The organism is Bradyrhizobium lablabi (genome assembly GCF_001440475.1).
Lineage (GTDB): Bacteria > Pseudomonadota > Alphaproteobacteria > Rhizobiales > Xanthobacteraceae > Bradyrhizobium > Bradyrhizobium lablabi.
The window spans coordinates 189,532-215,813 of the sequence record NZ_LLYB01000134.1 but is presented as its reverse complement, the minus strand read 5'-3'; the positions used below and the strand labels follow the sequence as shown (position 1 = coordinate 215,813).

At 64.0% G+C, this 26,282-nt stretch carries 24 protein-coding genes; 12 read left to right on the top strand and 12 right to left on the bottom strand.

The annotated features are described in order from the left end of the window. Positions 1-170: 170 nt before the first annotated feature. From CQ14_RS40605 to CQ14_RS40590, 4 genes are all read right to left on the bottom strand, one after another. Positions 171-1,337, bottom strand: coding sequence for an SMP-30/gluconolactonase/LRE family protein (locus tag CQ14_RS40605; RefSeq protein WP_057863342.1), 1,167 nt, complete (start codon positions 1,335-1,337; stop codon positions 171-173). 283 nt (positions 1,338-1,620) lie between these two features. Then, a complete protein-coding gene (locus tag CQ14_RS40600; RefSeq protein ID WP_057863341.1) occupies positions 1,621-2,535 on the bottom strand; it encodes an SDR family oxidoreductase in 915 nt (304 codons plus the stop codon). Positions 2,536-2,690: 155 nt separating this feature from the next. After that, the gene (locus CQ14_RS40595) at positions 2,691-3,830 is read right to left on the bottom strand and encodes a thiolase C-terminal domain-containing protein (RefSeq protein ID WP_057863340.1); all 1,140 of its coding nucleotides are present in this window, start codon (positions 3,828-3,830) and stop codon (positions 2,691-2,693) included. A 4-nt stretch (positions 3,831-3,834) separates the two neighbouring features. Beyond that, positions 3,835-4,248: a Zn-ribbon domain-containing OB-fold protein gene (locus CQ14_RS40590; protein WP_057863339.1), complete on the bottom strand. Its 414-nt coding sequence runs from the start codon at positions 4,246-4,248 to the stop codon at positions 3,835-3,837. A gap of 207 nt (positions 4,249-4,455) precedes the next feature. On the opposite strand from CQ14_RS40590, the gene CQ14_RS40585 reads away from it, so the two are divergent. The 4 genes from CQ14_RS40585 to CQ14_RS40570 are packed head-to-tail and all read left to right on the top strand — an operon-like array spanning position 4,456 to position 8,170. Next, positions 4,456-5,796: an acyclic terpene utilization AtuA family protein gene (locus tag CQ14_RS40585; protein ID WP_057863338.1), complete on the top strand. Its 1,341-nt coding sequence runs from the start codon at positions 4,456-4,458 to the stop codon at positions 5,794-5,796. Between the two features lies 1 nt (position 5,797). Further along, positions 5,798-6,118 (top strand): AtuA-related protein, encoded by a 321-nt coding sequence (locus CQ14_RS40580; RefSeq protein WP_057863337.1) that lies wholly within the window; start codon positions 5,798-5,800, stop codon positions 6,116-6,118. Between the two features lie 20 nt (positions 6,119-6,138). Continuing rightward, positions 6,139-7,491 (top strand): amidase, encoded by a 1,353-nt coding sequence (locus CQ14_RS40575; RefSeq protein WP_057863336.1) that lies wholly within the window; start codon positions 6,139-6,141, stop codon positions 7,489-7,491. Continuing rightward, the gene (locus CQ14_RS40570; protein WP_057863335.1) at positions 7,484-8,170 is read left to right on the top strand and encodes a DUF2848 domain-containing protein; all 687 of its coding nucleotides are present in this window, start codon (positions 7,484-7,486) and stop codon (positions 8,168-8,170) included. The genes CQ14_RS40575 and CQ14_RS40570 overlap by 8 nt, the downstream gene beginning before the upstream one ends. Before the next feature lie 2 nt (positions 8,171-8,172). Here CQ14_RS40570 and CQ14_RS40565 read toward each other — a convergent pair whose 3' ends face one another. Beyond that, entirely contained in the window at positions 8,173-8,946 is a 774-nt protein-coding gene (locus CQ14_RS40565; RefSeq protein ID WP_057863334.1) for a transglycosylase domain-containing protein, read from the bottom strand. A 162-nt stretch (positions 8,947-9,108) separates the two neighbouring features. On the opposite strand from CQ14_RS40565, the gene CQ14_RS40560 reads away from it, so the two are divergent. Further along, positions 9,109-9,852: a 2OG-Fe(II) oxygenase gene (locus CQ14_RS40560; RefSeq protein WP_057863333.1), complete on the top strand. Its 744-nt coding sequence runs from the start codon at positions 9,109-9,111 to the stop codon at positions 9,850-9,852. A gap of 12 nt (positions 9,853-9,864) precedes the next feature. Continuing rightward, complete coding sequence (alkB, locus tag CQ14_RS40555) at positions 9,865-10,518, top strand: DNA oxidative demethylase AlkB (protein ID WP_063800493.1); 654 nt, start codon at positions 9,865-9,867, stop codon at positions 10,516-10,518. A 465-nt stretch (positions 10,519-10,983) separates the two neighbouring features. Here alkB and CQ14_RS40550 read toward each other — a convergent pair whose 3' ends face one another. From CQ14_RS40550 to hpaH, 7 genes are all read right to left on the bottom strand, one after another. Then, positions 10,984-12,612: a thiamine pyrophosphate-dependent enzyme gene (locus CQ14_RS40550; protein ID WP_057863331.1), complete on the bottom strand. Its 1,629-nt coding sequence runs from the start codon at positions 12,610-12,612 to the stop codon at positions 10,984-10,986. A gap of 29 nt (positions 12,613-12,641) precedes the next feature. Beyond that, the gene (locus tag CQ14_RS40545) at positions 12,642-13,511 is read right to left on the bottom strand and encodes a fumarylacetoacetate hydrolase family protein (RefSeq protein WP_057863330.1); all 870 of its coding nucleotides are present in this window, start codon (positions 13,509-13,511) and stop codon (positions 12,642-12,644) included. Positions 13,512-13,522: 11 nt separating this feature from the next. Continuing rightward, positions 13,523-14,287, bottom strand: a complete 765-nt coding sequence (modA, locus tag CQ14_RS40540; protein WP_057863329.1) for a molybdate ABC transporter substrate-binding protein — start codon at positions 14,285-14,287, stop codon at positions 13,523-13,525. 29 nt (positions 14,288-14,316) lie between these two features. Beyond that, complete coding sequence (gene hpaD / locus CQ14_RS40535) at positions 14,317-15,300, bottom strand: 3,4-dihydroxyphenylacetate 2,3-dioxygenase (protein ID WP_057863328.1); 984 nt, start codon at positions 15,298-15,300, stop codon at positions 14,317-14,319. A gap of 110 nt (positions 15,301-15,410) precedes the next feature. Beyond that, positions 15,411-16,946: a 5-carboxymethyl-2-hydroxymuconate semialdehyde dehydrogenase gene (gene hpaE, locus CQ14_RS40530; RefSeq protein WP_057863327.1), complete on the bottom strand. Its 1,536-nt coding sequence runs from the start codon at positions 16,944-16,946 to the stop codon at positions 15,411-15,413. Next, on the bottom strand, positions 16,939-17,337 hold the full coding sequence (locus CQ14_RS40525) for a 5-carboxymethyl-2-hydroxymuconate Delta-isomerase (RefSeq protein ID WP_057863326.1): 399 nt from the start codon (positions 17,335-17,337) through the stop codon (positions 16,939-16,941). Before CQ14_RS40525 ends, hpaE begins: the two co-directional genes overlap by 8 nt. A 29-nt stretch (positions 17,338-17,366) precedes the next feature. Continuing rightward, positions 17,367-18,173 (bottom strand): 2-oxo-hept-4-ene-1,7-dioate hydratase, encoded by an 807-nt coding sequence (hpaH, locus tag CQ14_RS40520; protein ID WP_057863325.1) that lies wholly within the window; start codon positions 18,171-18,173, stop codon positions 17,367-17,369. Between the two features lie 146 nt (positions 18,174-18,319). Between hpaH and hpaR the strand changes: the two genes are divergently transcribed. The 6 genes from hpaR (at position 18,320) to CQ14_RS40490 (ending at position 26,277) form a co-directional block, all read left to right on the top strand. Beyond that, the gene (gene hpaR / locus CQ14_RS40515) at positions 18,320-18,856 is read left to right on the top strand and encodes a homoprotocatechuate degradation operon regulator HpaR (RefSeq protein ID WP_057863324.1); all 537 of its coding nucleotides are present in this window, start codon (positions 18,320-18,322) and stop codon (positions 18,854-18,856) included. 48 nt (positions 18,857-18,904) lie between these two features. Beyond that, complete coding sequence (locus CQ14_RS40510) at positions 18,905-19,060, top strand: hypothetical protein (RefSeq protein WP_156435869.1); 156 nt, start codon at positions 18,905-18,907, stop codon at positions 19,058-19,060. 9 nt (positions 19,061-19,069) lie between these two features. Next, a complete protein-coding gene (locus tag CQ14_RS40505; protein WP_057863322.1) occupies positions 19,070-20,155 on the top strand; it encodes a malate/lactate/ureidoglycolate dehydrogenase in 1,086 nt (361 codons plus the stop codon). Between the two features lie 51 nt (positions 20,156-20,206). Then, positions 20,207-20,986, top strand: a complete 780-nt coding sequence (locus CQ14_RS40500; protein WP_057863321.1) for an HpcH/HpaI aldolase family protein — start codon at positions 20,207-20,209, stop codon at positions 20,984-20,986. 187 nt (positions 20,987-21,173) lie between these two features. Continuing rightward, positions 21,174-22,700 carry a UxaA family hydrolase gene (locus tag CQ14_RS40495; protein ID WP_057863320.1) on the top strand — a complete coding sequence of 509 codons (1,527 nt, stop codon included), beginning with the start codon at positions 21,174-21,176 and terminating at the stop codon, positions 22,698-22,700. Between the two features lie 304 nt (positions 22,701-23,004). Then, positions 23,005-26,277, top strand: a complete 3,273-nt coding sequence (locus tag CQ14_RS40490) for a transglutaminase family protein (protein ID WP_057863319.1) — start codon at positions 23,005-23,007, stop codon at positions 26,275-26,277. Positions 26,278-26,282: the final 5 nt, after the last annotated feature.

Genomic DNA, 26,282 nt, shown 5'->3' with positions numbered 1-26,282 from the left:
GGACCCATACCGCGTGATCTATCCGTAAGGCAGGATGGGAGAGATCACCTGCTTCAACAGAGCCCTGTGGTTATGGGTCCCCGCGCCAAGTGCGCAATTGCGCACAAGGCGGGGGGACGACTCGTGGTGGGGGCGTATTCCCAACAACTATTGGCGCCCGTTGGCATTGCTCACGGCTTCATCGCACCCTGCGCACTGGTGTACACGGCATACAGCGACGACGAGCCGCAGATGTAGAGCCTGTTCCGCTGCTGGCCGCCGAAGCACAGATTGGCGACCGTTTCCGGGATGTGGATCTTGCCGAGGAGGTCGCCGTCCGCTGTGTAGCAGCGCACGCCGTCCTCATTCGGATCGCCCCAACCCACGGAGCACCAGAGGCGGCCTTCACGATCGCAGCGCAGCCCGTCGGTAATGCTGGGCTTGGGCATGTCCGCAAAGACCTTGCTGTTCGATAGCTTTCCGGCGGCGAGATCCACGTCGAACACGCGGATATGCGACGGGTTGTCCGGCCCGTCGGTGAAGCCGGTATCGCAGATATAGAGCTTCTTCTCGTCAGGCGAGAAGCAAAGGCCGTTTGGCTCCACGAAGTCATCGACCACCATCTTGATGTCGCCGGATTTCGGATCCACCCGGTAGACGTTTTTCTTTTCCTGCTCGGCGTCGGCCTTGATGCCCTCGTAATAGCCGCCGATACCGTAGGCTGGGTCGCAGAACCAGATCGTACCGTCGGCCGCGACGACTGCGTCGTTCGGCGAGTTCAGTTTCTTGCCATTGTACTTGTCGGCGATGATCGTGATCGAGCCGTCGAGTTCGGTCCGGGTGACCCGCCGACCGCTGTGTTCGCAGGTGATCAGGCGTCCTTCGCGATCAATCGTGTTGCCGTTCGAGTTCATCGACGGCTGGCGATAGACGCTGAGATGCCCGTCATCTTCTGAAAAGCGCATGATGCGGTTGTTGGGAATGTCGCTAAACAGAACATATCGCCCAGCCGGAAAGTAGACTGGGCCTTCGGCCCAGCGGAATCCGGTGGCGACGCGCTCGACGGCCATGGTGCCCGCGAAGGCCGGAAAGCCTGTCGGCCCGAACGAAACCTTCGGCTTCTTCATCGACTCCAGTCGAGCGTCCGGATAGCGGGCGCCGGAAAGCGGGCCGAGTGGCAGGGGCGGCGATGCCGTGGTCGGTGCGCCGGTTTGGCCGAGCGGCGCCACGGAGGCGGCAGAAGCCGTCTTCATCGTTACGGTCGAGGCGGCGAGTGCTGCCGCGCCGGTCAGTATCTTGCGACGGTCAAAACCGCCGCCTTGTTGCTGGGGATCGGAAAGGGTCAGCGAGGTTGTCATGATTTCCTCCCGTGTATTTTTTGTTGGGAGGAAAAACATCAGCCCGCATTCCGGCATAAAGCGGGCGGGCTGTGATGAAACAACCGGAAATGGCGCCGCAGTATAGCAGCCATTGAATCCTCATGGTGAGGAGGCGCATTAGCGCCGTCTCGAACCATGAGGCCCCGCTGGTGCCATTCATCCTTCGAGACGGCGCTCGCGCGCCTCCTCAGGATGAGGTCCGGCAGTTGCGAGATGGTGGGCACGGCGCTGTTGCGCCTTGGCCCACCCTACGCTTCGTCCGTCAGATCGGATCCCACGTAAAGATATCCGCGGAGCGGTCGAGCGCGGTGAACGATCCCTTCAGCGCCGGCATGCCGTGCTCGGCAATGGTCTGCGGCGTCCAGCCTTCGCCGCGGTGAACCGAGCGTACCGGACGATTCTGGCTGAACAGGAAGATCTCGTTCATGCGCACGCCGAAGATCTGCCCGGTGACGTCCTTGGCGGCATCGGAGAGCAGGTGGGCGCAGACCGGTGCGATCTTCTCCGGGCCCATCTGCTTGATCTTCTCGACCCGCGCCTTCTCGGCGTCGGTCTCGGTCGGGATGGTGCCGATCATGCGGGTCCAGGCGAACGGCGAGACGCAGTTCGAGCGCACATTGAAGCGGCCCATGTCGAGCGCGATCGACTTCGACAGGCCAACGATGCCGAGCTTGGCGGCGGCGTAGTTGGCCTGGCCGAAATTGCCGATCAGGCCCGAGGTCGAGGTGAAGTGCACGAAGGCGCCGCTCTCCTGTTCGCGATAGATCCGCGCCGCGGCGTGGCTGACATAGAACGAACCCATCAGGTGCACCTTGATGACGGCCTCGAACGCCTCCACGCTCATCTTGTGGAAGATCATGTCGCGCAGGATGCCGGCATTGTTGACGACGCCGTCGAGCCGGCCGAAATGATCGGTCGCGGTCTTCACGATCTTGCTGGCAGGGATCGCTTCCGCCACCGACTCGAAATTGGCGACCGCGATGCCGCCGCGCTTCTTGATCTCCTCGACCACTTCCTCGGCGGGAGCCGCGCTCGAACCGGCGCCGTCGGCCGCGCCGCCGGGATCGTTGACCACGACCTTGGCGCCTTCGGCGGCGCAGAGCAGCGCGATCTCGCGCCCGATGCCGCGGCCTGCGCCGGTGACGATGATGACTTTGTCTTGCAGTGATTTTGCCATTGGGGGTCTCCTGTTCTGTTTTCGCAGGCCGATGCAGAACTCCGCTCGTCATGCGCGGGCTTGACCCGCGCATCCATCCTTCTTCAGAAGGAGATGGATTGCCGGGTCAAGCCCGGCAATGACAGATTGAGTGCTGCGCTCGCGCCAGCCATTTCCTAGCGTTCGTTCGTAAAGATGATCGTGCCACTCGCCGCGAACATGCCGCCGACGCCGTGGCAGACCGAAATCTTCGCGTCCTTGACCTGCGCCGGCGCGATGCCGCGCATCTGCCGCACGCTCTCCTGCAGCGCGTACATGCCGTACATGCCGGAGTGCATATAGCTGAGGCCGCCGCCATTGGTGTTGAGCGGCAGCTTGCCGCCGGGGCGGGTGTTGCCGTCGGCGATGAACTTACCGGTCTCTTCATGCGGCATGAAGCCGAGATCGCCGAGGCCAAAAAGCGGCAGATGGGCAAAGGCGTCGTAGATCATGAGATGATTGACGTCCTTGTGGGTGATGCCGGCCTCCTTGAAGGCGGTCGGCCCCGCCACCTTGAAGGCGCGCGAGGAGTTGAACGTCTCCATCTGGCTGACCATCGGCGTTTCCACGCTCTCGCCGGTGCCGAGGATATAGACCGGCTTCTTCGGAAAATCCTTGGCGCGGTCGGCCGAGGTGAGGATCAGCGCGCCGCCGCCATCGGTGACGAGGCAGCATTGCAGCAGGCGGAACGGGTAGGCGATCATCCGCGAGTTCAGCACGTCGGCGACCGTGATCGGGTCCTTCATCATCGCGCGCGGGTTCTTTGCCGCCCATTCGCGCTGGGCGACCGCGACCATGGCGATCTGCTCATGGGTGATGCCGTAGGTCTTCATGTAGCGCAGCACGGGAATCGGGAACATGCTGGGCGGGCCGTAGACGCCGAACGGCGCCTCGAACTGGCCATTGAGGCTGTCTGGCGGCGTCGAGCGCGGCAATTTTCCGATCATCGACTTGCCGCTCTCGGCGTGGGTGATCAGCACGGTCTTGCAGAGCCCGGCTTCGATGGCAGCGGCGGCATGACGGACGTGCAGCATGAACGAGCAGCCGCCGACGGACGTGCCGTCGACCCAGGTCGGCGTGATGCCGAGGTAATGTGCGATCTGCTGCGGGGTTTCGACGGCGGTAGCGATGCCGTCGATGTCGGACAGTTTCAGCCCGGCATCCGCAATGGCGTTGAGCGCCGCGTCCGCATGGAGCTGGATCTGCGACATGTTGGGAATGACGCCGAGTTCGGTGGTCTCGGCTGCGCCGACGACGGCGACCTGGTTTCTGCGCATATGCTTAACCCTTCGCCGGACGGAACAAGGGAAGGGTGATCTTGTCGTCGAGCTTTTCGAACGCGACTTCGAGCTTCATGTCGAGTTCGAGCGCCTCCGGCGTCTGCGGACAGTCGATGATGTTGCTCATCATGCGCGGGCCCTCGTCGAGTTCGACGACCGCGATCGCGTAGGGCGGCGTGAAGCCGGGCGCGGCCGGACGGTGGTTGATAACGTAACTATAGAGCTTGCCCTTGCCGCTTGCCTTGAACACGGAAACCTTGCGCGAGGCGCAGGAGGGGCAGAACGGGCGCGGCGGAAAATAGACATTGGCGCAGGCGTCGCAGCGCTGCAGGCGCAGTTCGCCGGCTTGCGTTCCGTCCCAGAAATGCTGGGTCTCCGGTGTGGGCTTTGGTTTGGCGCGCGCGGGTTCGGCCATGCGGCAATTTCTCCTTGGGACGCGGACGCTTGCCCGCATGTTTCGATCTTGATGCGACATAGACTGTTCCCCGTCAACGGTCCCAGCAGTGGCGCTGCCGCATGGCCGCATTCCGCCAAGCCACAGCGCTTGTATGCCAGTAATTTTCCGCGCTAGGGTATTTGTCTGTTGCGAGCCGCGTGGTGCTTGCAGCGAGAAGGAGACGATGTGCGAACGATACGAATAGGGTCCGGTGCCGGCTATTCGGGCGATCGCATCGAGCCTGCGATCGAACTCGCCGAGAAGGGCGATATCCAGTATCTCGTGTTCGAATGCCTCGGCGAGCGTACGGTGGCGCTCGCGCAGCAGGCGCGCATGAAAGATCCCGACAGCGGCTTCGATCCATTGCTCGAGGAGCGCATGCGCGCGGTTCTGCCGGTCTGCGCCGCCAAGGGCATCAAGATCGTGACCAATATGGGCGCGGCCAATCCGGAAGCCGCCGCGCGAAAGACCGCTGAGATCGCGAGGTCACTTGGGCTGCCATCTCTGAAGGTGGCTGCCATCGTCGGCGACGACGTGCTCGACGCCTGCAAGGAAGGCGATCTGCCGATCATGGAATTCGACGGCACGATCAAGCAGCTCGGCAACCGGCTGTTGTCGGCGAATGCCTATCTCGGCGCCGAGCCGATGGCGCAGGCGCTGGCCGCGGGTGCCGATGTCGTCATCACCGGGAGAGCATCCGATCCGGCGCTGTTCCTGGCGCCGATGATCCATGCCTTCGGCTGGGCGATGGACGACTGGAATCTGCTCGGGCAGGGCACGGTCGCCGGCCATCTGCTCGAATGCGCCGGCCAGATCACCGGCGGCTATTTTGCCGATCCCGGGTACAAGGATGTGGCTGATCTGGCGCGGCTTGGCTTTCCGATCGGCGAGGTCGGCGAGGACGGCAGTCTTGTCGTCACCAAGGTTGCGGGCTCGGGCGGCGCGGTGACGGAGCAAACCTGCAAGGAGCAATTGCTGTATGAGGTCCACGACCCCACGAAATATTTCCAGCCGGATGTGGTCGCGGATTTCTCGCAGGTAAGGATCGAGGAAATCGGACCTGATCGCGTCCGTGTCAGCGGCGGCCGTGGCACGAAGCGAACCGATACGCTGAAGGTCTCGGTCGGTTATGTCGACAGCTATATCGGCGAGGGACAGATCTCCTATGCCGGTCCCGGCGCACTGGCGCGGGGGCGGCTGGCGCTGGAGATCGTCCGCGAGCGGCTGAAGCTCACCAACGTCGCCGCGAGCGAATTGCGGTTCGAACTGGTCGGCGTCGATTCCCTGCATGGGCCGGAAGTGTCCGCGCGGGCCGGCGAACCTTATGAGGTGCGCGTGCGGGTCGCGGGGCGTACCGAGAACCTGCGTGAGGCGATCAGGATCGGCAACGAGGTCGAGACACTCTATACCAATGGCCCGGCCGCGGGCGGCGGCGCCTGGAAATCGGCGCGTGACGTGGTCGCGGTCGCATCCGTGCTGCTGCCGCGCGAGCTGGCAAAGTCGCAGATCCGATTTGTGGGAGCATAGGGTGAAGCTGCGCGAGATCGCTCATTCCCGCACCGGCGACAAGGGCAACATTTCCAACATCTCGGTCATCGCCTATGACGCCAAGCACTATCCGCTGTTGCTCGAGCAAGTTACCGCTGCGCGGGTGAAGTCCCATTTTGCCGGTGTTGTCCAGGGCGAGGTGGTTCGTTATGAACTGCCCAATCTCGCTGCGCTGAATTTCGTGATGGACCAGGCGCTGGGAGGGGGCGTAACCCGGTCGCTGGCCCTCGATGCACACGGCAAATCGCTGAGTTCGGCGCTGCTGGATCTCGACATCGTACCCGCGCCGGACGGCAATTAACGAAGAGAGCGACGACGATCATGCCTGCTAATCCGACACTCGCCAGCCTCGCCGCCGATCTCGACACCGGGCGCACCACCGCGCGCAAACTGGTCGAGGCGTGTCTGGCCAGAATTGCCGATCCCGCCGGCGAAGGCGCGCGGGCCTTTATCCATGTCGACAAGGACGCCGCGATATCGGCGGCGGATGCGATGGATCACTTACGCAAAGCGCATGCCGCACCGTCGCCCTATGCAGGCATCCCCGTGTCGATCAAGGATCTCTATGACATCAAGGGGCAGGTGACCCGCGCCGGATCCCGCGCGCTGGAGGATTCCGCGCCCGCGGAAGCCGATGCACCTGTGGTGGCGCGGCTGCGCCGGACCGGCTTCATCGTGATCGGCCGCACCAACATGACCGAATTCGCCTATTCCGGCATCGGCATCAATCCGCATTACGGCACGCCGAAGAGCGTGTTCAATCGCAGCGTCGGCCATGTGCCGGGCGGCTCGTCCTCGGGGGCTGCGGTCTCGATCGCGGATGGCATGGCCTATGGCGCGCTCGGCACCGATACCGGCGGCTCCTGTCGGATTCCGGCGGCCTATAACGGCATCGTCGGCTACAAGCCGACGCAGGCGCGCGTGCCGCTTGACGGCGGCGTGCCGCTGTCGTCCTCACTCGACAGCTTTGGCCCGCTGGCGCGCTCGGTTGGCTGCTGCGCGGTGCTCGACGCCGTGCTCGCGGAGGAAGCCGTTAAGCCGTTGCATCCGCGCCCGGTCAAGGGCATGCGGCTCGCGGTGCCGACCACGGTCGCGCTCGACGATCTCGACGAAGAGGTCGCAAAGACCTTCGAGCGCGCGCTGGAGACGCTGTCACGCCACGGTGCGTTGATCGAGCGGATCGAGGTGCCGGAATTCCACGATGTCGGCGCCATGAGCAGCAAGGGCGGGTTTGCCGCCGCGGAAAGCTACGCGTGGCACCGCTATCTGCTCACCAGCAAAGGCGACGTCTACGATCCCCGCGTCCGCGTCCGCATCCTGCGTGGCGAAGCCATCAGCGCGGCTGACTATATCGACATCCTCAACGCGCGCCGCTCGTTCATTGCGCGCACCGAGCAGCGCATCGCGCCGTATGACGCGCTGGTGCTGCCGACCACCGCGAATACGCCGCCCAAAATCGCCGACCTTGTCGCCGACGACAAGCTGTTCGCCACGGAGAATTTGCGGTCGTTGCGCAACTGCACGCTGATCAACATGCTCGACGGCTGCGCGATCTCGCTGCCGGCGCATCGCGAAGGCGAGATGCCGGTCGGGCTGATGCTGGCCGCCGCGGGCGGATCGGATCGTCGCATCTTCGAACTAGCGGCCGGAATGGAGGACGTCATCCGTGTTTGATCTCACCTTCAACGTCGACGACAAGGGCATGCTGACGCCACTGACGCTGGCGATCGACCAGGCCGTCATCGCCGGCTGGACCGGGCGCGATCCGGTGGCGCGCGACAAGCACATCGCCGAACTCGAGGAGCTCGGCATCGCGCGGCCCGCGACGACGCCGATCTACTACCGTTGCTCGGCGCGGCGGATTACCCAGGCCGACCGCATCGAGGTCTCGGGTGAAAATTCCAGCGGCGAGGTCGAGTTCGTGCTGATCGGCTGGCAGGGCCGCATCTTCGTCGGTTGCGGCTCCGACCACACTGACCGCAAGGTCGAGAGCTACAGCGTCACCGTATCAAAACAGATGTGCGATAAGCCGGTTGCGTCCGTGCTGTGGGAGCTGGAGGACGTCATCGGCCACTGGGACAAGATGATCCTGCGTTCCTGGGCTGTAATCGATGGCGCGCGGGTGCTCTATCAGGAGGGCACGCTGGATGCCATGCTGCCGGTGAAGGACCTGATCGACCGCGGTTTTGCCGGCAAGGGCCTGCCCGACGGCTGCGCCATGTTCGGCGGCACCTTTGCCGCTAAGGGCGGCATCCGCCCGGCCGATCGCTTCGAGTTCGAGCTGGAGGATCCTGTGCTGAAGCGCAAAATCAGCCACGGCTATGATGTGATCACGATGCCGGTGTTGGGCTGACCTCACAGCTTCCGCCGCTGCGTGGCGTTGTCCGGCGGGATTTCGCGGAACTGCAGCGGACGCGCTCGCGCCGTCGTGGCCTCGGCGTCATTGATGATTTTTGCCTGCAGCATCCGGTCGATGACGGCATTTCGCCGATCCTGGGCGAGATCGGTCCGTCGGCTGAGCAGCGTCGGCATTCTCGGCAGGGCCGCGATCACTGCGATTTCGTCGACGGTCAGCAACGCGAGCGGTTTGTCGAAATACGCCGTCGAAGCGGCGCCGACGCCGTAGCTGCCGCGGCCGAAGTAACTCTCATTCAGATGAATCTCGAGGATCCGATCGCGGGACAAGGTCTTAGCTACGCGAGTCATGAGAGCGATATTCCCGATATGCCAGTCGAGTCCCCTGCAACACGCTGGATTAAGCGAAATGAGGCACCTTGTGACCGAAGCCGTTATGCTGGATGGTCGAGGACCGCGGTTGTGGGTGATGGCAACGACTAATTCAATCAAAGGGTTCAGCGACAGGCGTTCATAGAATTCGGGTTCCTCGTAAGCGACAGCCGCTTGGCGGACGAGCGGAGGTATCTCGGACAGCGGAACGTAGGTCTGCTGGTTGCTGGTGGAGCACGCAGGTGCAGGCACCGAAAGCGCCGCGAGTTTTCTTTCGTCCGGCAGGCCAATGCCGTATTCGTAGTGCCAGATCAGCCAGCCCTCGAATATCAATAGCCCCGTGCCTGCTACCGAAAGCAGCGCCACGACCAGCTTGGCTAAAATGATGAGAGGTTTGCGCATCGGCGAGAGCAGTCCAGGCTAACAGGCAGTTTTATTGACTCTTGTACGGGTTGCATCGTTTTGGCGGAAAACGTCCAAATTGGGTCCTTGGAACCGATCGAGCCCCATGGATGTTCGGAAATCGGGTGGCACAGGACCATTTAAAGCGGGAAGATCCCCGTCATGAAAGCAACCGCAAAAAAGCTCTATCCTCCGTCCCTCGATATCGCCGTGCGCGTCGACGCCATCGACTGGACGCAGGTCACCGCCGATCTCGACGCAGAAGGCTGCGCCGTCCTGAAGGGATTGCTGTCGCCGGACGAATGCGCCGTGCTGGCCGCGCTCTATCCGGACGACACAAATTTCCGCAGCCGCATCGTGATGGGGCGCCATGGCTTCGGCCGTGGCGAGTACAAGTATTTTTCCTATCCGCTGCCGGACCTGATCACAGAGTTGCGGCCCGCGCTCTACACGCGGCTTTGCGGCGTTGCCAATCGCTGGAACGAGACGATGGGGATAGACATCCGCTATCCCGACAAGCATGCCGCATTCCTGAAACGCTGCCATGACGCGGGGCAGACGCGGCCGACGCCGCTGCTGTTGCAGTATGGCGAGGGTGACTACAACTGCCTGCATCAGGACCTCTACGGCGAGCACGTCTTCCCGCTGCAGGTCGCGATCCTGCTGTCGGAACCGGGGCGCGATTTCGAGGGCGGCGAGTTCGTGCTGACGGAGCAGCGGCCGCGGATGCAGTCGCGGCCGGAGGTGGTGCCGCTCAAACAGGGCGATGCCGTCGCCTTTGCTGTGCACCATCGGCCGGTGCAGGGGACGCGCGGGCCGTATCGGGTTAATCTGCGCCATGGCGTCAGCCGCATCAGATCCGGTGATCGCCACACCGTCGGTGTGATCTTCCACGATGCCAAATGAGCGCGGACTGAATTGACAGCGGATTTGTTCGGTAACGTTCAGGATGTGCGCCCGTCACGCGAAGTGATGGCGGACGGCGCGGTGCTGCTGCGTGGTTTTGCGCGGCCGTTCGAAGCCGAGCTGCTTCCGGCACTGCGCGCGATAGTCAAACAGGCGCCGTTCCGGCATCTGATCACGCCGGGCGGGCACCGCATGTCGGTCGCGATGACCAATTGCGGCAGTGTCGGCTGGGTGTCGGACCACACCGGTTATCGCTATGACGCCATCGACCCCGCGTCCGGACAGAAGTGGCCGGCGATGCCGCCCGTTCTGTACAGACTAGCGGCCGACGCTGCTGATGACGCCGGGTTCAGCGGCTTCGGGCCGGAGGCCTGCCTGATCAACCGCTATGTACCAGGCGCGAAGCTGTCGCTGCATCAGGACAGGGACGAACTCGATTTCGGTGCGCCCATCGTATCGGTCTCGCTTGGGCTACCGGCGATCTTCCTGTTCGGCGGCCCGAAGCGCGCCGACAAGCCAGACCGCTACCGGCTCGAGCACGGCGACGTCGTCGTATGGGGCGGCCCGTCGCGGCTGTACTTTCACGGTGTCGCGCCGCTCGCGGACGGCGAGCACGCCGTCATGGGGCGGCAGCGGATCAACCTCACATTTCGCAAAGCGCGCTGATTTTCCTTTTCGGGGGTTGTCTGCTCGCACCTTTCTGGCAGGGATAAAATCACGCGGGTGACGCATCGCTGCCACATACTGATCACGATTGCGGGGCGAGATGGCGAGAGGATCATCGTTGGATTGGCGGATGTACCCAATTCTAGCGATCCAAGGGCCCCCGGAGAGATCATCTCCGGGGGCTTCTTCTTGCCGGTATGTTTTCGGCTTGCAACTGATGTGCGTTCCTGCGTGTAAAAAGAGAACGCGCTTACAGCATTCACCGCCATGGCGAAAGCGGCGGTGCCAACCAGCACCGCCGTTCTGCAATCGGCCTTCAGAAAATTAAGGCGGTCGCCCGCATCTAGGCGCGCCATCGGCCTCGCCAAGGTGGTCTCCCATGCGATAACCGGAGCGCGCGGCCGGGAGCTCCCAAAAGGGGAGAATTGCACCATTGCGGATGCAGGGCGACGTAATCAGGCACGCCTACGGTTTCGGCGGATGGATGAACGCCCACGGCGAGACTTCGGAATCCGTCGGCACTTCCACCGAAATCACGTAAGGCCCGCCATCGGCCAGCGCCTTTTCCAGCGCGGGCCGGAACTGATCCGGCGAGGTGACGCGCGCCGCGCCTGCGCCGAAGGATTCCGCCAGCTTCACGAAATCCGGATTGACCAGGTCGGACGCCACCACGCGCCCGTCGAAATGCTGGCGCTGGTCGCGGCGCACATTGCCGTAGGCGTTGTTGTTGAACACCAGCGTCACGACGCCGATCTTGAATTGCACGGCGGTCGACAGTTCCTGCACGCCGAACATGAAGCCGCCGTCGCCTGTTATCGCGACCACCGGCCTGTCAGGATTGGCGACCTTGGCGCCCAGCGCGGTCGGGAAGCCCGAGCCGAGCGTGCCCTGATAGCCCGAGGTGATGAAGGTGCGCGGTTCATAGATCGGAAAGCCGTACCAGGAGGCAAAGCCGACCTGCGACAGCTCGTCGGTGACGATGGCGTTCGCCGGCAGCACCTCGCGCAGAATGTTCAGATACGCCATCTGCGGCTGTACCTTCTGGATCTCCTCAAGCGCCGCCGCCGTCGCGTCGCGGATTTCACCGCGCCGGCCGCTCGTCTTACTGTAGCCGGCCTTCTTCACGGCTGCGACCAGATCGGCCGTGCCTGCCTTGGCATCGGCAACGATGGCGGCGTCGCACACCAGCCGGCGCATCTCGGCCGGATCGATATCGATACGAACGGATTTCAATCCCTTCGGCTGATATGGCCAGCGGAAGCCCGATGTCGGCAGTTCGGCGCGGGTGCCGATTGCGATCATCAGGTCGGTGGTCGGCCAGAGCTTGTAGCCGGCCGCCATGGTCAGCCCGAGCTCATGCGCGTTGGAGACGATGCCGCGGCCGCTGCGGAACGCCACCACGGGCGCGTCGATCATCTCGGCCAGTTCGAGGATTTCCTCCGCGGCATGGATCGCGCCGCTGCCGACGAAGATCATTGGCCGCTTCGCATCCTTGATCAGCGCTGCCGCCGCCTTGATCCTGTCAGGGTCCGGCTGTGGCGCGGGCAGGGCATCGAGCACCGTCGAACGGCGGACCTGCGCGCGCTGGGTGAACACATCCCACGGCATCTCCACCGACACCGGGCCGCGGCGGCCCGACAGCATCTCCTGGAATGCGCGCGACACCACGGATGGCGCGGCGTCCGGATATTCGATCCGCTCGGCCCATTTCACGAAGGTGCGCAGTGTCGCCAACTGGTCCGGCATCTCGTGCAGATGGCCGCGGCCCTTGCCGAGAAACGCCGTCGGCACCTGGCCGGTCAGGCACAGCACCGGCTCGTTGCAGCCGAACGCGGTGAGCAGCGCCGCGCTGGCATTGAGCACGCCGGGCCCGGGCACCACGCTGAACACGCCGGGCTTTCCCGATGAGCGCGCATAGCCGAAGGCCATGTAGCCGCAGGCCTGTTCGTGCCGCGCTCCGATCACCTTCAACTGCGCCTGGTGGAAGGCGTCGAACAGGCCGTAGATCTGCGCGCCGGGCAGGCCGAACACGGTGTCGACGCCATGCGCGACGAGACCATTGACGATTGCTTCGCCGCCGGAAGTTGAGCTCATTGTACTATCCACTCGCTTGCAGGAATTTTTCAGGCTTCGTCGGTCACGCCGTTCTTCAGTACGCCGACACCCTCGGCTTCGACCTCGATGACGTCGCCGGGCTTGAGGTAGCGCGGCGGGTCGAACCGCGCGCCGGCGCCGGTCGGCGTTCCCGTCACGATGACATCGCCTGCTACCAGCGTGGTGAAGGTCGAGAGATAGTTGATGAGGTATCTGAAGCCGAAGATCAACCGGCCGGTGCGGTCGTCCTGCCGGGTCTCGCCATTGACCTTCGTGGTCAGGCGGATGTCCGCGATCTGGCTTTCTTGCGTGTAGGGCACGATCCAGGGGCCGAGGCTGCCGGTGGAATCGAAATTCTTGCCCTGCGTGACGTTGAACTTGGCGTGCCGCACCCAGTCGCGGATCGTGCCCTCGTTGCAGAGCGTGACGGCGGCGATATGATCCAGCGCGTCGTTCTCCTTGATGTGCCGGCCGGCCTTGCCGATGACCAGCACCAGCTCGCCCTCGTAGTCGAGCTGCGGCGAGGCGCGGGGGCGCACCAGCGGCGTATTGTGGCCGACAAAGGAGCGCGGCGTGCGCATGAACATGCTCGGATATTTCGGCGCGTCCTGGCCGTCCTTGTATTCGGCGTTGCGGTCCGGGTAGTTGACGCCGATGCAGATGATCTTTTCCGGCACGGGGATCGGCGGCTGCCACGTGATCGCATCGAGCGCATGGTCCGGCTGGTGCCGCGCGCCTTCGTCGGCGAGCTTCATCAGCGCGCCGGCCGCGATGACCTCGCGCAGCGTCGGATAGTCTTTTCCGAACCGCGCGGAGAGATCGACGATGCCGGCGTCGGTCACGGCGCCGTATTTGGTGGCGCCGCCAATGGAATAGGTCGCGAGACGGGGAGTGGCCATGAAATGTCCTGTTAGCCCGGCGTCATGCCAGCAGCCTTGATGATGGCGGTGGCTTCTTGTGTTCTGAGGTAGTCGATCAGCGCCCTGGCGGCGTCGGCCTCCCTGGCCTCGGCGGCGACGGCCGAGGTGAACACCAGCTCCTGCTGCAGATCGCCGGGGAACGGGCCAACGAGTTCGACGCCTGGCACGGCCAGGACATGCGTCAGGAACACGCCAAGCTCGGCCTCGCCCTTGGCGACGGCCGGCGCGATCTGGCCCGGTCCGGCCTGCGCCTTGGTCTTGGCCTTCATCTCCTCCGATATGCCGAGGCGTTCGAACACTTTTGTTATGTAAGCGCCCGCGGCGCTTGCCGGCAGAAAGGCGATGGAGGGCGCGGCAAGCAGGGCCTTCTTGAAGGCGTCCGGCGTCGAGATGTCGGGCTTCGGTGCGCCGGCCCGAACGATGACGCCGTAGCCGACACGAGCGATATCGACGGTGGGGCTGGGCGCAAAGCGGGCTTTGGCCGCGGCGTCCTTGAAGACGTCGACGGGAACGACGACCACATCGAACGGCGTGCCGGAGTTTATTCGCGCGATGATGTTGGGCGTGGAATCGAAATGGATCGACAGTTTATGCCCCGTCGCTTTCTCGAAGGTCGCGGCAAGGGCATTCATCGAGTTGGTCATCGAGCCGCCGGCGATGACGTTGAGTTCGGCGGCTTGAAGGGAGGCTGCGGAAGTCATGACAAGTGCACCGGAAAGCAGGATTGCGACGGATTTCAGCAACGACGTGCTCATGATGCCCTCCCGATGGTTTGAGGCCGATCCTAATCCGCAATAGTGACGTCGGCGACGAAGGCCGGTTCGCGCACCTTTTGTCCGGTGAAGGGCGAGCCCTCCTCGAACCAGGAGCGCGGCGCAGGCGCACCCCACAGCGTCTGCCGGCGCGGGTCCTTCAGCGACCAGCGCAGCGGCTCATGGTCGTGGTCGCCGGTGAAATAATCGCTGGTGTAGAGTTCGAGACGATGGCCGTCCGGGTCGCGAACATAAAGGAAGAACGCATTCGAGATGCCGTGCCGCCCCGGGCCGCGCTCGATGTTCTTCAGATAGCCGCTGGAAGCCATGACGTCGCAGAGATGCAGGATGTTCATCGCCGTCGGCGTCCAATAGGCGAAGTGGTGCAGGCGAGGGCCGCGGCCATTGGTGATGGCGAAGTCATGGACGTTGCCCTTGCGGTGCATCCAGGCCGCCGCGATCCGTCCGTTCGGCCCGTCCTCCTCGCCATATTCGGTCAGCCGGAAGCCGAGCCTTGCGTAGAAATCGACGGTGTCCTGAACTTCGGCGGCGAAGACGTTGAAGTGGTCGAGCCGCTGCGGATGGCAGCCTTTATATAGATCGTAGCGCCGCAGCAGATGCGGCCGCTTCTCCATCGTCGCATAGAGTTCGAGCTGGAAGCCGGCGGGATCGGTGAATTGCAGGGTGCGGCCCTGGAACGGCTGGTCGACGAAGGCGTAAGCGATGCCGTTCTCGGAGAAGAAGGTCGCCGCCTTGTCGAGATCGCCGTCATTGCCGACCTTGAAGCCGAGCCGGCTGCAGGCGGCTACCGGCGCTTTCCGCAAGACCAGCGAGTGATGCTGATGCTCCTCGCTGCCGCGCAGGTACACCGCCTTGTCGTCGGCGTCCTCGACATGCAGGCCGACGGTGTTCTCGTAGAAGGCGCGACTCTTGCCGAGGTCGACGACGTCGAGCACGGCGTGGCTGCAGCGGATGATGTTGAAGGGCGGGTCGAAGACGTGTGTCGGCACCGGCATGGGCGTTCCCTTGGGTTGGTTCGTCATTCCGGGGCGATGCGCAGCATCGAACCCGGAATCTCGAGGTTCCGGGTCTGGTCCTTTGGACCATCCCGGAACGACGGTGGCTGTTACACTCCCAGTCGCTGAATCTTGTGCGTCCCGCGCGCGAGCGAGACGTGCTTGGTCTCCATGTAGAAGTCGAACGAGTAGTCGCCGCCGTCGCGCCCGATGCCGGAGGCCTTCATGCCGCCGAACGGGGTCGGCAGATGGCGGACGTTTTCGGAATTGAGCCAGATCATGCCGGCCTCCAGCGCATCCGCGACGCGCAGCGCCCGGCCCATGTCGCCGGTCCAGACATAGCCGGTCAGGCCATACTGCACGCCGTTGGCGATTTCGATGGCGTCCTTCTCGTCCTTGAACGGGATCACGGTCAGGAACGGGCCGAACACTTCCTCCTGCGCCACCCGCATCCTCGCATGCGCGCCGGTGACCAGCGTCGGCTGCACGTAGTGTCCGCCGCCGGGGCCGTCATGCGGTTTTCCGCCGGCGGCAATGGTGGCGCCGTCCTTCTTGGCGACGTCGAAATAGCTGCAGACTTTTGCCAGGTGCCGCTCGTGGATCAGCGGCCCGATTTCGGTGGCGGGGTCGAGGGGATGGCCGACCTTCAGCGCCTTCACCCGCGCCGTCAGCTTTTCGATGAATTTCTCCGCGATGTTCTCCTGGACCAGCAGCCGGCTGGAGGAGGTGCAGCGCTCGCCGTTCAGCGAGTAGATCATGAAGACCACCGCATCTAGCGCCCGGTCGAGGTCGGCGTCGTCGAACACGATTACCGGGTTCTTGCCGCCGAGCTCGAAATGCACGCGCTTCAGGGTAGGGGCGCCCTGCGCCATGATGGCCGAGCCCGTCGCGCTTTCGCCGACGAAGCCGATTGCCTTGATGGCGGGATGCTCGGTCAGTGCCTTGCCGGCTTCCTCGCCCATGCCGTGAACTGTGTTGAGTACGCCGTCGGGTAGGCCGGCCTGCTTGGCAAGTTTTGCCAGCAGGTCCGCGGTGACCGGCGACCATTCCGCCGGCTTGTGGACGACCGTGCAGCCCGCGGCGAGCGCGGGCGCGATCTTCCAGGTCGACAGCATGAACGGCGTGTTCCAGGGCGTGATGACGCCGACCGGGCCGATCGGCACCCGGGTCGAAATATTCCAGTGCTCCTCGGAGGGCGTGTTGAGGCCGTCGCGGGCCTCGCCGCATTTGTCGGCAAAGAAGCGGAAGTTTTCCGCCGCCCGGATCGCGGCCTTGGCCATGAAGCGGTGGGCCTGGCCGGTATCGATGCATTCGAGCACCGCGATATCGTCGGCGTTATCCTCGATCGCATCCGCGACCCGATGCAGCAATTTCTTGCGCGCCGCCGCCGGCATGTCGCGCCAGGACTTGAAGGCGGTCGCGGCCGCGGTTGCGGCACGGTCGATATCCTCGGCGGTGCCGCGTGCGACGGACGCCAGCACCGCGCCGTCAACCGGCGACTTCGTCTCAAAGGTCTGGCCCGACACCGACGGCACGGTCTTGCCGCCGATCATGTGTCCGATGCCGTCGCTCTTCAATTTGGCGAGCAGGGGGGCTGCTCGGTCGCGATTGGCCTGAAACCCGTCTTTAGGTGTCGCCTTATCCATTGATAGTCTCCACCTTCAGAGCTTCGTGGATGTTGTTGCGTTTCCAGCTTGTTTCCTTGTCGTTGATCTGCATGTCGAACGACAACGCGAACTTCTCGTTCGCAAAGACCGGCTCGAGATGGGCCGACAAGGCCTTGAAAATATGTTCGCCCGCCTTCTTGCGGGTGGCGAGGTCGCGACCCTCGCCGAGCCGCAGCACCATGTCGAGAAAGGCATAGTTCTGGCGGCCATCGGCAATCGCATAGTGCTCGCATCTGACGGCGCGGACTCTGATACCGCCGAGCGGGAAGATGCCGGTCTCGACTGCGGCCTTGCGAACCAACTCCACCACCGCGCCCATGTCGACGCGCCCATCGAGATTGGCCGAATATTCAATCGTGAAGTGCGGCATGTTGCGATTGCTCCTGTCGTCCTCAAGCTTCAGGCGAAGTAGCAGCTCACTGAACCGTAAGGGCCATAGTCCGCCTGGATCGTGTCGCCCTTCCGCGTCTCGATCGGGCGAATGAACGAGCCTGCCAGCACCACCTGTCCGGCTTCGAGCGCGAGGCCATTCGGCGCGATTTTGTTGGCAAGCCAGGCGACCGACGTCGCGGGATGATTGAGAACGCCCGCCGCAAGCCCGGTTTCCTCGAGCTGGCCGTTGCGGAAGCAGAGCACGCCGATCCAGCGCAGGTCGGCGTCCATCGGCCGGATCGGGCGGCCGCCCAGCACGATGCCGGCATTGGCGGCGTTGTCGGCGATGGTGTCAAAGATCTTCCGCGTCGCCTTGGTCTGCGGATCGACCCGCTCGACGCGGGTGTCGAGGATTTCGAGCGCGGGCACCACGAAGTCGGTGGCATTGAGCACATCGAACATCGTGCAGTCCGGTCCCGCCAGCCGCGACTTCATCACGAAGGCAAGCTCGGCCTCGACGCGGGTGCCGATGAAGCGGTCCGACGGCACCAGCCCGCCATCGGCAAAGAACATGTCGTCGAGCAGGATGCCGGAGTCCGGCTCGTCGATATTGAGCGCGCTCTGCATCGCCTTCGAGGTCAGGCCGATCTTGTGGCCCTTCACGACGCGGCCCTGGGCGACCTTCATCTCGACCCAGGCTTTCTGAATAGCGTAGGCATCCTCGATCGTTATGGTGGGATGTTCGAGCGAAAGCTGGCGAATCTGCTTGCGCGTTTTTTCGGCCTGGTCGAGCCGCGTGGCGGCGCTGCGGATGTCGTCGGTTGAAAGGGCCATGAGCGTCCGGCTGTTTCAGCAAAAAGCGGGTGCTGAAATTTGTTTAACATGTTAAGTTATCCGGCGCAAACTGATTTGATGCTTGTTGCGCCGCAAAACTTTATCCTTCGCGAGATCGAGGATTCCCGATTGGCGGATCACCAGACATGACGGGCAAGAAGTCGCCGAACGGAACGCGTTCGGACCAGGAGGGAACACCGGACGCGCGCCGCGGGCCGATGCGCGAATTCTCGCGTTCGCTGCCGATGTCGCTCTTACGCGCGCGCGAAGCCGTGATGCGCCAGTTCCGCCCATCCTTGCGCAACCATGGCCTGACTGAACAGCAATGGCGGATCCTGCGCGCGCTGACGGCGGTGGATACCATCGAGGTGACCGAGCTCGCGCGCGTCGCGTTTCTGCTGGGGCCGAGCCTGTCGCGGATCCTGCGCGACCTCGAAGCGCGCGACCTGATCGAGCGCCGGACAGCCGAAGCCGATCTGCGCCGCGGCGTGGTGTCGATCTCGTCCAAGGGCCTGAAGCTGATCGAGGCGGTGGCGCCGACCTCGGAAGCGATCTACGCCGAGATCACGCAGCGCTATGGCGCCCGCAAGCTCGCCGAGCTGCAGGACATGCTGGGCGAACTCGAGCGCAGCCTTGCGGCGATGGAAGTCGCAGGCGAGGGCGACGCCGAGGCGGACGAGTAATCACAAATTTGCATGATGCTACCGAGCCGGTGCATAGCGGGCGGACAAATGATTGCAATCATTTGGCTAAATGCGATCGAGGCGAGTAGACATGCGCGCGGTTTTTCGCTCAAAGTGCCGGCCAAGCCGGTCATGAAAACCGGCGCGGGAGTCGCGGGCCTGGCTGTTCAAGCGCAGGCTTCCGCCGGGCAAGGACAGGGCTGAAATCCGGACATGGTCACTATCAAAGTCAACAATCTGATCGATTTCGTCGCTGAGGTTTTTTCCCATTCGGAATCCTCGCCCGAGGAAGCAAGGCGCATCGCGACCTACCTCACGACGGCCAATCTCACCGGCCATGACAGCCACGGCGTGATCCGGGTTCCCGTCTACATCAGGTGGAAGAAGACCGGCAACGTCATTCCCAACCAGACCCCCGAGATCGTCGTCGATACGCCCTCGCTCGCGGTGGTCGATGGCAAGTTCGGCTACGGCCAGACCGTGACGCCGTTCGCCGTGCGGACCGGCATCGACAAGTGCAAGAAGGCGGGGCTATCGGCGGTCGCGCTGCGCAATGCAGGCCATATCGGCCGCGTCGGCGACTGGGCGGAGATGGCTGCCGCCGAAGGGCTGGTATCGGTGCATTTCGTCAATGCGGCCGGCTCGCTCTTGGTCGCACCGTTCGGCGGCGTCCAGAAGCGGCTCTCGACCGCGCCCTATTGCGTCGGCATTCCGCGCAAGGGGCAGGATCCGATCGTGCTCGATTTTGCGACCTCCATCGTCGCCGAGGGCAAGGTGCTGGTCGCCAGCCGCGGCGGCAAGAAGTTGCCCACCGGCGCACTGGTTGATGCCGACGGCACGCTGAGCGAGGAGCCGTCCGTGCTCTACGGGCCCTACACTCCAGATGGACCTCGCGACCATACCAAGGGTACCGGCGCGATCCGCGCCTTCGGCGAGCACAAGGGCTCGGGCCTGGCGTTCATCTGTGAACTGCTCGGCGGCGCGCTGACCGGCACCGGCGCCACCTCGGGCGGGCGGCAGTTCGCCAACGGCATGCTCTCCTTCTATGTCGATCCCAAGGTGGTCGACACCGCCAACTTCTTCGACGGCGAAATCTCGCGCTATACCGACTTCATCCGCGAGACCAAGCCGATCGCCGGCGTCGAGTCCGTGCTGGTCCCGGGCGATCCGGAACGGAAGACGCGCGCCGAGCGAACGAAGAACGGCGTGCCGCTGCCTGACGATACCTGGGCCGCGATCGTCAACACCGCCCGCGAGGTCGGCGTCAGCGAAGCCAGCATTCAGCGCGCGACCAGCTAATTCACCTCACGAACTCCAACAATCGTAACGATCACAAAAGGAAAGCGATCAATGGCAACCAACAACGTCAAGAAAGTATGGGCCTCGGGCAAGGCCGTGGTGAACGCGTGGCTCGCGATCCCCTCCGGCTTCTCGGCCGAGGTGATCGCGCAATGCGGCTTCGACAGCGTCACCGTCGACATGCAGCATGGCGTGCAGGATTACCTCTCGATGGTGCAATGCTTCCAGGCGATGAACGGCCACCCGGTGACGCCGATGGTCCGCGTGCCCTGGAACGAGCCCGGCATCATCGGCAAGGTGCTCGACGGCGGCGCCTACGGCGTGATCTGCCCGATGATCAACACCCCGCAGGAAGCCAAGGATCTCGTTCAGTTCGCCAAGTATCCGCCGAAGGGCACGCGCTCGAACGGCCCGATCCGCGCCGGCATGTACGGCACCGCCGGCAGCTATCAGCAGACCGCAAACGACGAGATCGTGCTGCTGCCGATGATGGAGACCAAGACGGCGGTGGAGAACATGGAAGCGATCCTCGATGTCGAGGGCATCGACGGCGTCTATATCGGCCCGTCCGATCTCGGCTTCTCCTACGGCCTGGTGCCGAAGCTCGACCGCGACGAGCCGGAGATCCTCAAGATCTACGAGAAGATCATCAAGGAATGCGGCAAGCGCGGCCTCAATCCGGGCATCCATTGCTCCGGCGCCGAGGGCGCGGTGCGCGCCATCAACATGGGCTTCAAGCTGGTGACGCTGTCGAACGAGGTCGGCTTGATGTCGACCTACGCCAAGATGCAGGTGAACCAGACCCGCAAGGATAGTGCCGGCAAGGCCTAAGCTCTTACTTCTCCCTCGCCCCGCTCTTGCGGGGAGAGGGGCGGGGTGAGGGGCCTCCATCCAGCGAGCACTGTGTTAGCGTTCGGCATCGTGCCTTGCCCCTCACCCGAATTCTCGCGTTGCGAGAATTCGACCTCTCTCCGTAAAGGACGGGGAGAGGTGACAGCGAACCCGAGGAGACACCACCATGACGACCCCCGCACCCGTGATCCGCCTGCACCCTGACGACGGCGTTCTGATCGCGCGCGCAAGCCTGCCGCCGGGCATGATGGTGGCGGACGGCGTCACCACGGTCGAGCGCATTCCCGCCGGCCACAAGGTCGCGATCCGGCCGATTGCCATGGGCGAGCCGGTGCGCCGTTACGGCCAGATCATCGGCTTCGCCACCGCGCCGATCGCGCCGGGACAGCACGTGCATACGCAAAACTGCGGCATGGGGGACTTTTCCAAGGACTATGCCTATGGCGTCGACGTCAAGCCGGTGCCGAACTTCGATCTGCCCGCGACGTTCGACGGCATTCGCCGCGCCGACGGGCGGGTGGCGACGCGCAACTATATCGGCATCCTCACCTCGGTGAATTGCAGCGCCCATGTCGCCGGCATCGTGGCCGACATGTTCAAGAAGAATCCCTTTACCGGCGATAACCCGCTGGCCGATTTCCCGAATGTCGACGGCGTCGTCGCGCTGACCCACAAGACCGGCTGCGGCATGACGCAGAACGAACCGCTCGCTTTGCTTCGCCGCACGCTCGGCGGCTACGCGCGGCACGCGAATTTCTCCCATGTGGTCGTGCTGGGGCTCGGCTGCGAGGTCAACCAGATCGGCGGGCTGATGGAGGAGCAGAAGCTCGCCGGACGGCTGCGCGCGATGGACATCCAGGAAGTCGGCGGCACCCGCAAGACGGTGGAGGCCGGCGTCGCCTTCGTGAAGGAAGCATTAACGGATGCGAACAAGGTGAAGCGCGAGCCCGTGCCGGCGAGCGAACTGACGGTCGCCCTGCAATGCGGTGGCTCCGACGGCTACTCCGGCGTCTCGGCCAATCCCGCGCTGGGCGCGGCGAGTGATCTCCTGGTTGCCCACGGCGGCACCGTGATCCTCTCGGAGACGCCGGAAACATACGGCGCCGAGCATCTCCTGACCCGCCGCGCGGTCAGCCGTGAGGTCGGCGAAAAGCTCGTCGGCCTGATGCGCTGGTGGGAGGAATACACGAAGCGCGAAGGCGCCGAGATGAACGCCAATCCGAGCCCCGGCAACAAGGCCGGCGGTCTTACCACGATCCTCGAGAAATCACTGGGCGCGATGGCCAAGGCCGGCAGCACCAACCTGGTCGACGTGCTCAACTACGCCGAGCCCATCACCAAGAAGGGTTTCGTCTTCATGGACACGCCCGGCTACGACCCGGTCGCTGCCACGGGCCAAGTGGCCGGCGGCGCTAACATGGTCTGCTTCACCACGGGGCGCGGCAGCGTGTTCGGCTGCAAGCCCGCGCCCTCGATCAAGCTCGCCACCAACACGCCGATGTACATGCGCATGGAAGACGACATGGACGTCAATTGCGGCACCATCCTCGACGGCGAGGAAACCGTGCAGCAATGCGGCCAGCGCATCTTCGAACTGATGCTGAAAACGGCATCGGGACAGCCGACCAAGAGCGAGAGTTTCGATTTCGGCAGCGCCGAGTTCGCGCCCTGGGTGATTGGGGCGACGATGTAGTTCTCGCGATCGTAGCCCGGATGGAGCGAAGCGAAATCCGGGAGCGGTGCCGCAGGCGGACCGAGTTGCCCCGGATTGCGCTTCGCTCCATCCGGGCTACAGGACTGTCTCAACCGTCATTGCGAGCGCAGCGAAGCAATCCATAGTGCGGCAAGCGGGACGATGGATTGCTTCGTCGCTTCGCTCCTCGCAATGGCGGGGAAGGAGCTCAGCCTGCCCCATAGGCACCCCGTGCCCGTTGTTAATGCTTGATCCCACCCGGAACCGGTGTTCTGCTTAAAAAAGCCGCTGGAGTTTCCGGTCCGTGTCGATCTTCGTCGCACTTCATCACGTCACACACTACAAATACGACCGACCGATCGATCTCGGCCCGCAAACCGTTCGCCTGCGCCCGGCGCCGCATACGCGCACGCCGATCCTGAGTTATTCGCTCAAAGTCACACCGGCCAACCACTTCGTGAACTGGCAGCAGGACCCGCAGGGCAACTGGCTGGCGCGATTCGTGTTTCCGGAGAAGGCAACCGAACTCAAGATCGAAGTCGACTTCACCGCGCAGATGACGGTGGTCAACCCCTTCGACTTCTTCGTCGAGCCCTACGCCAATTCCTTTCCGTTCCAATACCCCAACGATCTCAAGACCGAGCTCGCGCCATATCTCGCCACCACCGGGCAGGGGCCACTGTTCGAGCAGTATCTGAAGGAGATTCCGCGCGAGGCGGACAGTACCGTCAATTTCCTGGTCGAGCTCAACGCGCAGCTACGGAAGAAGATCAACTATGTCATCCGGATGGAGCCGGGCATTCAGACGCCGGAAGAGACGCTGGCGCGCGGCTCCGGTTCGTGCCGCGACTCGGCGTGGCTGCTGATCCAGGCGTTGCGGCATCTCGGCCTCGCCGCGCGCTTCGTCTCCGGCTATCTCATCCAGCTTCGTCCCGACATCGATCCGGTCGAAGGGCCGCGCGAGGTCGAACGCGATTTCACCGATCTGCACGCCTGGGCCGAGGTCTATCTTCCCGGGGCCGGCTGGATCGGGTTCGACGTCACGTCCGGCATGCTGACGGGCGAGGGGCACATCCCGGTCGCCGCCACGCCGCATTATCGATCTGCCGCGCCGGTCTCGGGCAGCGCCGGGTTTGCCGAAGTCGATTTTGCTTTCGAGATGAGCGTCAGGCGCATCCGCGAGGCGCCGCGGATCACGCGGCCGTTCTCGGATGAATCCTGGGCGCGTCTCGATGCGCTGGGCGAGCAGGTCGATGCCGATCTCAGAGCTGACGACGTGCGTCTCACCATGGGCGGCGAGCCGACCTTCGTCTCCGTCGACGATCTGGAATCGCCGGAATGGAATATCGCCGCCGTCGGCCCGACCAAGCAGGCGCTGGCGGATGAGCTGATCCGCAAGCTGCGCGCGCGCTTTGCACCGGGCGGCCTGCTGCATTACGGACAGGGCAAATGGTATCCGGGCGAAAGCCTGCCGCGCTGGGCGTTCGGCCTTTATTGGCGCAAGGACGGCGTGCCGATCTGGAAGAATGCCGATCTGATTGCGACGATCGATAGCCCGCGCAAGGCGATAATCGAAGACGCTCAACAATTCATGGAGCGTGCCGCGAAGCGTCTCGGCCTCGATATCGCTTACGTGATGCCCGCCTATGAAGATCCCGTGCACTGGCTGCAGAAGGAAGCCGCCCTTCCGGTCAATGTCGATCCCAGCGATTCCAAGCTCTCCGAGGCGGAAGAACGCTCGCGCATGGCGCGGGTGTTCGATGAGGGACTCAACAAGGCCAGAGGGTTCGTGCTGCCGATCCAGCACGCGGGCGCCGATGGTTCGGGCTGGATGAGCGAGCGCTGGCAGCTTCGGCGCAGCCATCTGTTTCTGATCCCGGGCGATTCCCCGCTCGGGCTGCGGCTGCCGATGGCCTCGCTGCCGCATGTCGAGCCGGAAGACTATCCCTACATCGTCGAGCAGGACCCGATGGAGCCGCGGCTCGAACTGGCGACGGAACACAAGGACGCGGTGGCTGATAGCGTTCGCTCGCGGCTGGCACAGAAGCCGAAGCAGCCCAAGCCGGTGCGCACGGCAACATCGGTCGAAATCCGCGACGGCGTCTTGTGCGTCTTCATGCCACCGGTCGAGAGAGTCGAGGACTATCTCGAATTGATCGCGGCGGTGGAGGCGACCGCCGAGGAGATGCAGATCCCGGTTCATGTCGAGGGCTATGGGCCGCCCTATGATCCGCGCATCGAGGTCATCAAGGTGACGCCCGATCCCGGCGTCATCGAGATCAACGTCCAGCCGGCGCAGAGCTGGCGCGAAGCGGTCGATATTACTTTCGGCCTGTACGAAGACGCCGCAAAGGTTCGCCTCGGCGCCAACCGCTTTCTGGTCGATGGCCGTCATACCGGCACCGGTGGCGGGAACCATGTCGTGGTCGGTGGCTCGACACCGGAAGCCTCGCCGTTCCTGCGCCGTCCGGATCTGCTGAAAAGTCTCGTGCTGTACTGGCAGCGCCATCCGTCGCTGTCCTATCTGTTCTCCGGCATGTTCATCGGCCCGACCAGCCAGGCGCCGCGCATCGACGAGGCGCGGCATGACGGGCTCTATGAACTGGAGATCGCGCTATCGCATGTGCCGCCGCCCGGCATCGAAGCCCCGCTGTGGCTGGTCGACCGGCTGTTCCGGCATATCCTCGTCGACATCACCGGCAACACCCACCGCGCCGAGATCTGCATCGACAAGCTCTATTCGCCCGACGGGCCGACCGGCCGTCTCGGGCTCGTCGAATTCCGCGCGCTCGAAATGCCGCCGGACCCGCGGATGTCGCTGGCGCAGCAACTCCTGATCCGCGCGCTGATTGCAAAACTGTGGCGCGAGCCACTGCAAGGCAAGTTCGTGCGCTGGGGCACCACGCTGCACGATCGCTACATGCTGCCGCATTTCCTCTGGGAGGATTTTCTCGGCGTGCTCGATGAGCTCCGGCAATCCGGCTACGACTTCTCGCCGGACTGGTATTCGGCGCAGCTCGAGTTTCGTTTTCCGGTGTTCGGCCGCGTGCATCATGGCGGCGTCGCGCTGGAATTGCGGCAGGCACTGGAGCCATGGCATGTGCTGGGCGAGGAGGGCTCGGCCGGCGGCACCGTGCGCTACGTCGATTCTTCCGTGGAGCGGCTGCAGGTCAAGGCGACCGGCTTTGTCGAGGGACGCCATGTCGTGACCTGCAATGGCCGGCGGATGCCGATGACGTCAATGGGGCGCGCCAGCGAGGCGGTCGCCGCCGTCCGCTTCAAGGCCTGGCAGCCGGCATCGGGGCTGCACCCGACCATTCCGGTGCACGCACCGCTGACATTTGACTTAATTGATAGCTGGAACGGCCGCTCGCTCGGCGGCTGCGTCTACCATGTCGCCCATCCCGGCGGCCGCAACTATGACACCAAGCCGGTCAATTCCTATGAGGCGGAAGCCCGCCGGCTGGCCCGGTTTCAGGATCACGGCCACACCCCGGGCAAAATCGAGCCGCCGCCCGAGGAACGCACCATTGAATTCCCTTTGACACTCGACTTGAGGACGCCGCTCCTGATCTAATCGGC

Coding starts and splice junctions, on each gene's coding strand:
- CQ14_RS40605 (WP_057863342.1), bottom strand. CDS start 1,337: ATGACAACCTCGCTGACCCTTTCCGATCCCCAGCAACAAGGCGGCGGT.
- CQ14_RS40600 (WP_057863341.1), bottom strand. CDS start 2,535: ATGGCAAAATCACTGCAAGACAAAGTCATCATCGTCACCGGCGCAGGC.
- CQ14_RS40595 (WP_057863340.1), bottom strand. CDS start 3,830: ATGCGCAGAAACCAGGTCGCCGTCGTCGGCGCAGCCGAGACCACCGAA.
- CQ14_RS40590 (WP_057863339.1), bottom strand. CDS start 4,248: ATGGCCGAACCCGCGCGCGCCAAACCAAAGCCCACACCGGAGACCCAG.
- CQ14_RS40575 (WP_057863336.1), top strand. CDS start 6,139: ATGCCTGCTAATCCGACACTCGCCAGCCTCGCCGCCGATCTCGACACC.
- CQ14_RS40565 (WP_057863334.1), bottom strand. CDS start 8,946: ATGCGCAAACCTCTCATCATTTTAGCCAAGCTGGTCGTGGCGCTGCTT.
- CQ14_RS40560 (WP_057863333.1), top strand. CDS start 9,109: ATGAAAGCAACCGCAAAAAAGCTCTATCCTCCGTCCCTCGATATCGCC.
- CQ14_RS40550 (WP_057863331.1), bottom strand. CDS start 12,612: ATGAGCTCAACTTCCGGCGGCGAAGCAATCGTCAATGGTCTCGTCGCG.
- CQ14_RS40545 (WP_057863330.1), bottom strand. CDS start 13,511: ATGGCCACTCCCCGTCTCGCGACCTATTCCATTGGCGGCGCCACCAAA.
- modA (WP_057863329.1), bottom strand. CDS start 14,287: ATGAGCACGTCGTTGCTGAAATCCGTCGCAATCCTGCTTTCCGGTGCA.
- hpaD (WP_057863328.1), bottom strand. CDS start 15,300: ATGCCGGTGCCGACACACGTCTTCGACCCGCCCTTCAACATCATCCGC.
- hpaE (WP_057863327.1), bottom strand. CDS start 16,946: ATGGATAAGGCGACACCTAAAGACGGGTTTCAGGCCAATCGCGACCGA.
- CQ14_RS40525 (WP_057863326.1), bottom strand. CDS start 17,337: ATGCCGCACTTCACGATTGAATATTCGGCCAATCTCGATGGGCGCGTC.
- hpaH (WP_057863325.1), bottom strand. CDS start 18,173: ATGGCCCTTTCAACCGACGACATCCGCAGCGCCGCCACGCGGCTCGAC.
- hpaR (WP_057863324.1), top strand. CDS start 18,320: ATGACGGGCAAGAAGTCGCCGAACGGAACGCGTTCGGACCAGGAGGGA.
- CQ14_RS40510 (WP_156435869.1), top strand. CDS start 18,905: ATGATTGCAATCATTTGGCTAAATGCGATCGAGGCGAGTAGACATGCG.
- CQ14_RS40505 (WP_057863322.1), top strand. CDS start 19,070: ATGGTCACTATCAAAGTCAACAATCTGATCGATTTCGTCGCTGAGGTT.
- CQ14_RS40500 (WP_057863321.1), top strand. CDS start 20,207: ATGGCAACCAACAACGTCAAGAAAGTATGGGCCTCGGGCAAGGCCGTG.
- CQ14_RS40495 (WP_057863320.1), top strand. CDS start 21,174: ATGACGACCCCCGCACCCGTGATCCGCCTGCACCCTGACGACGGCGTT.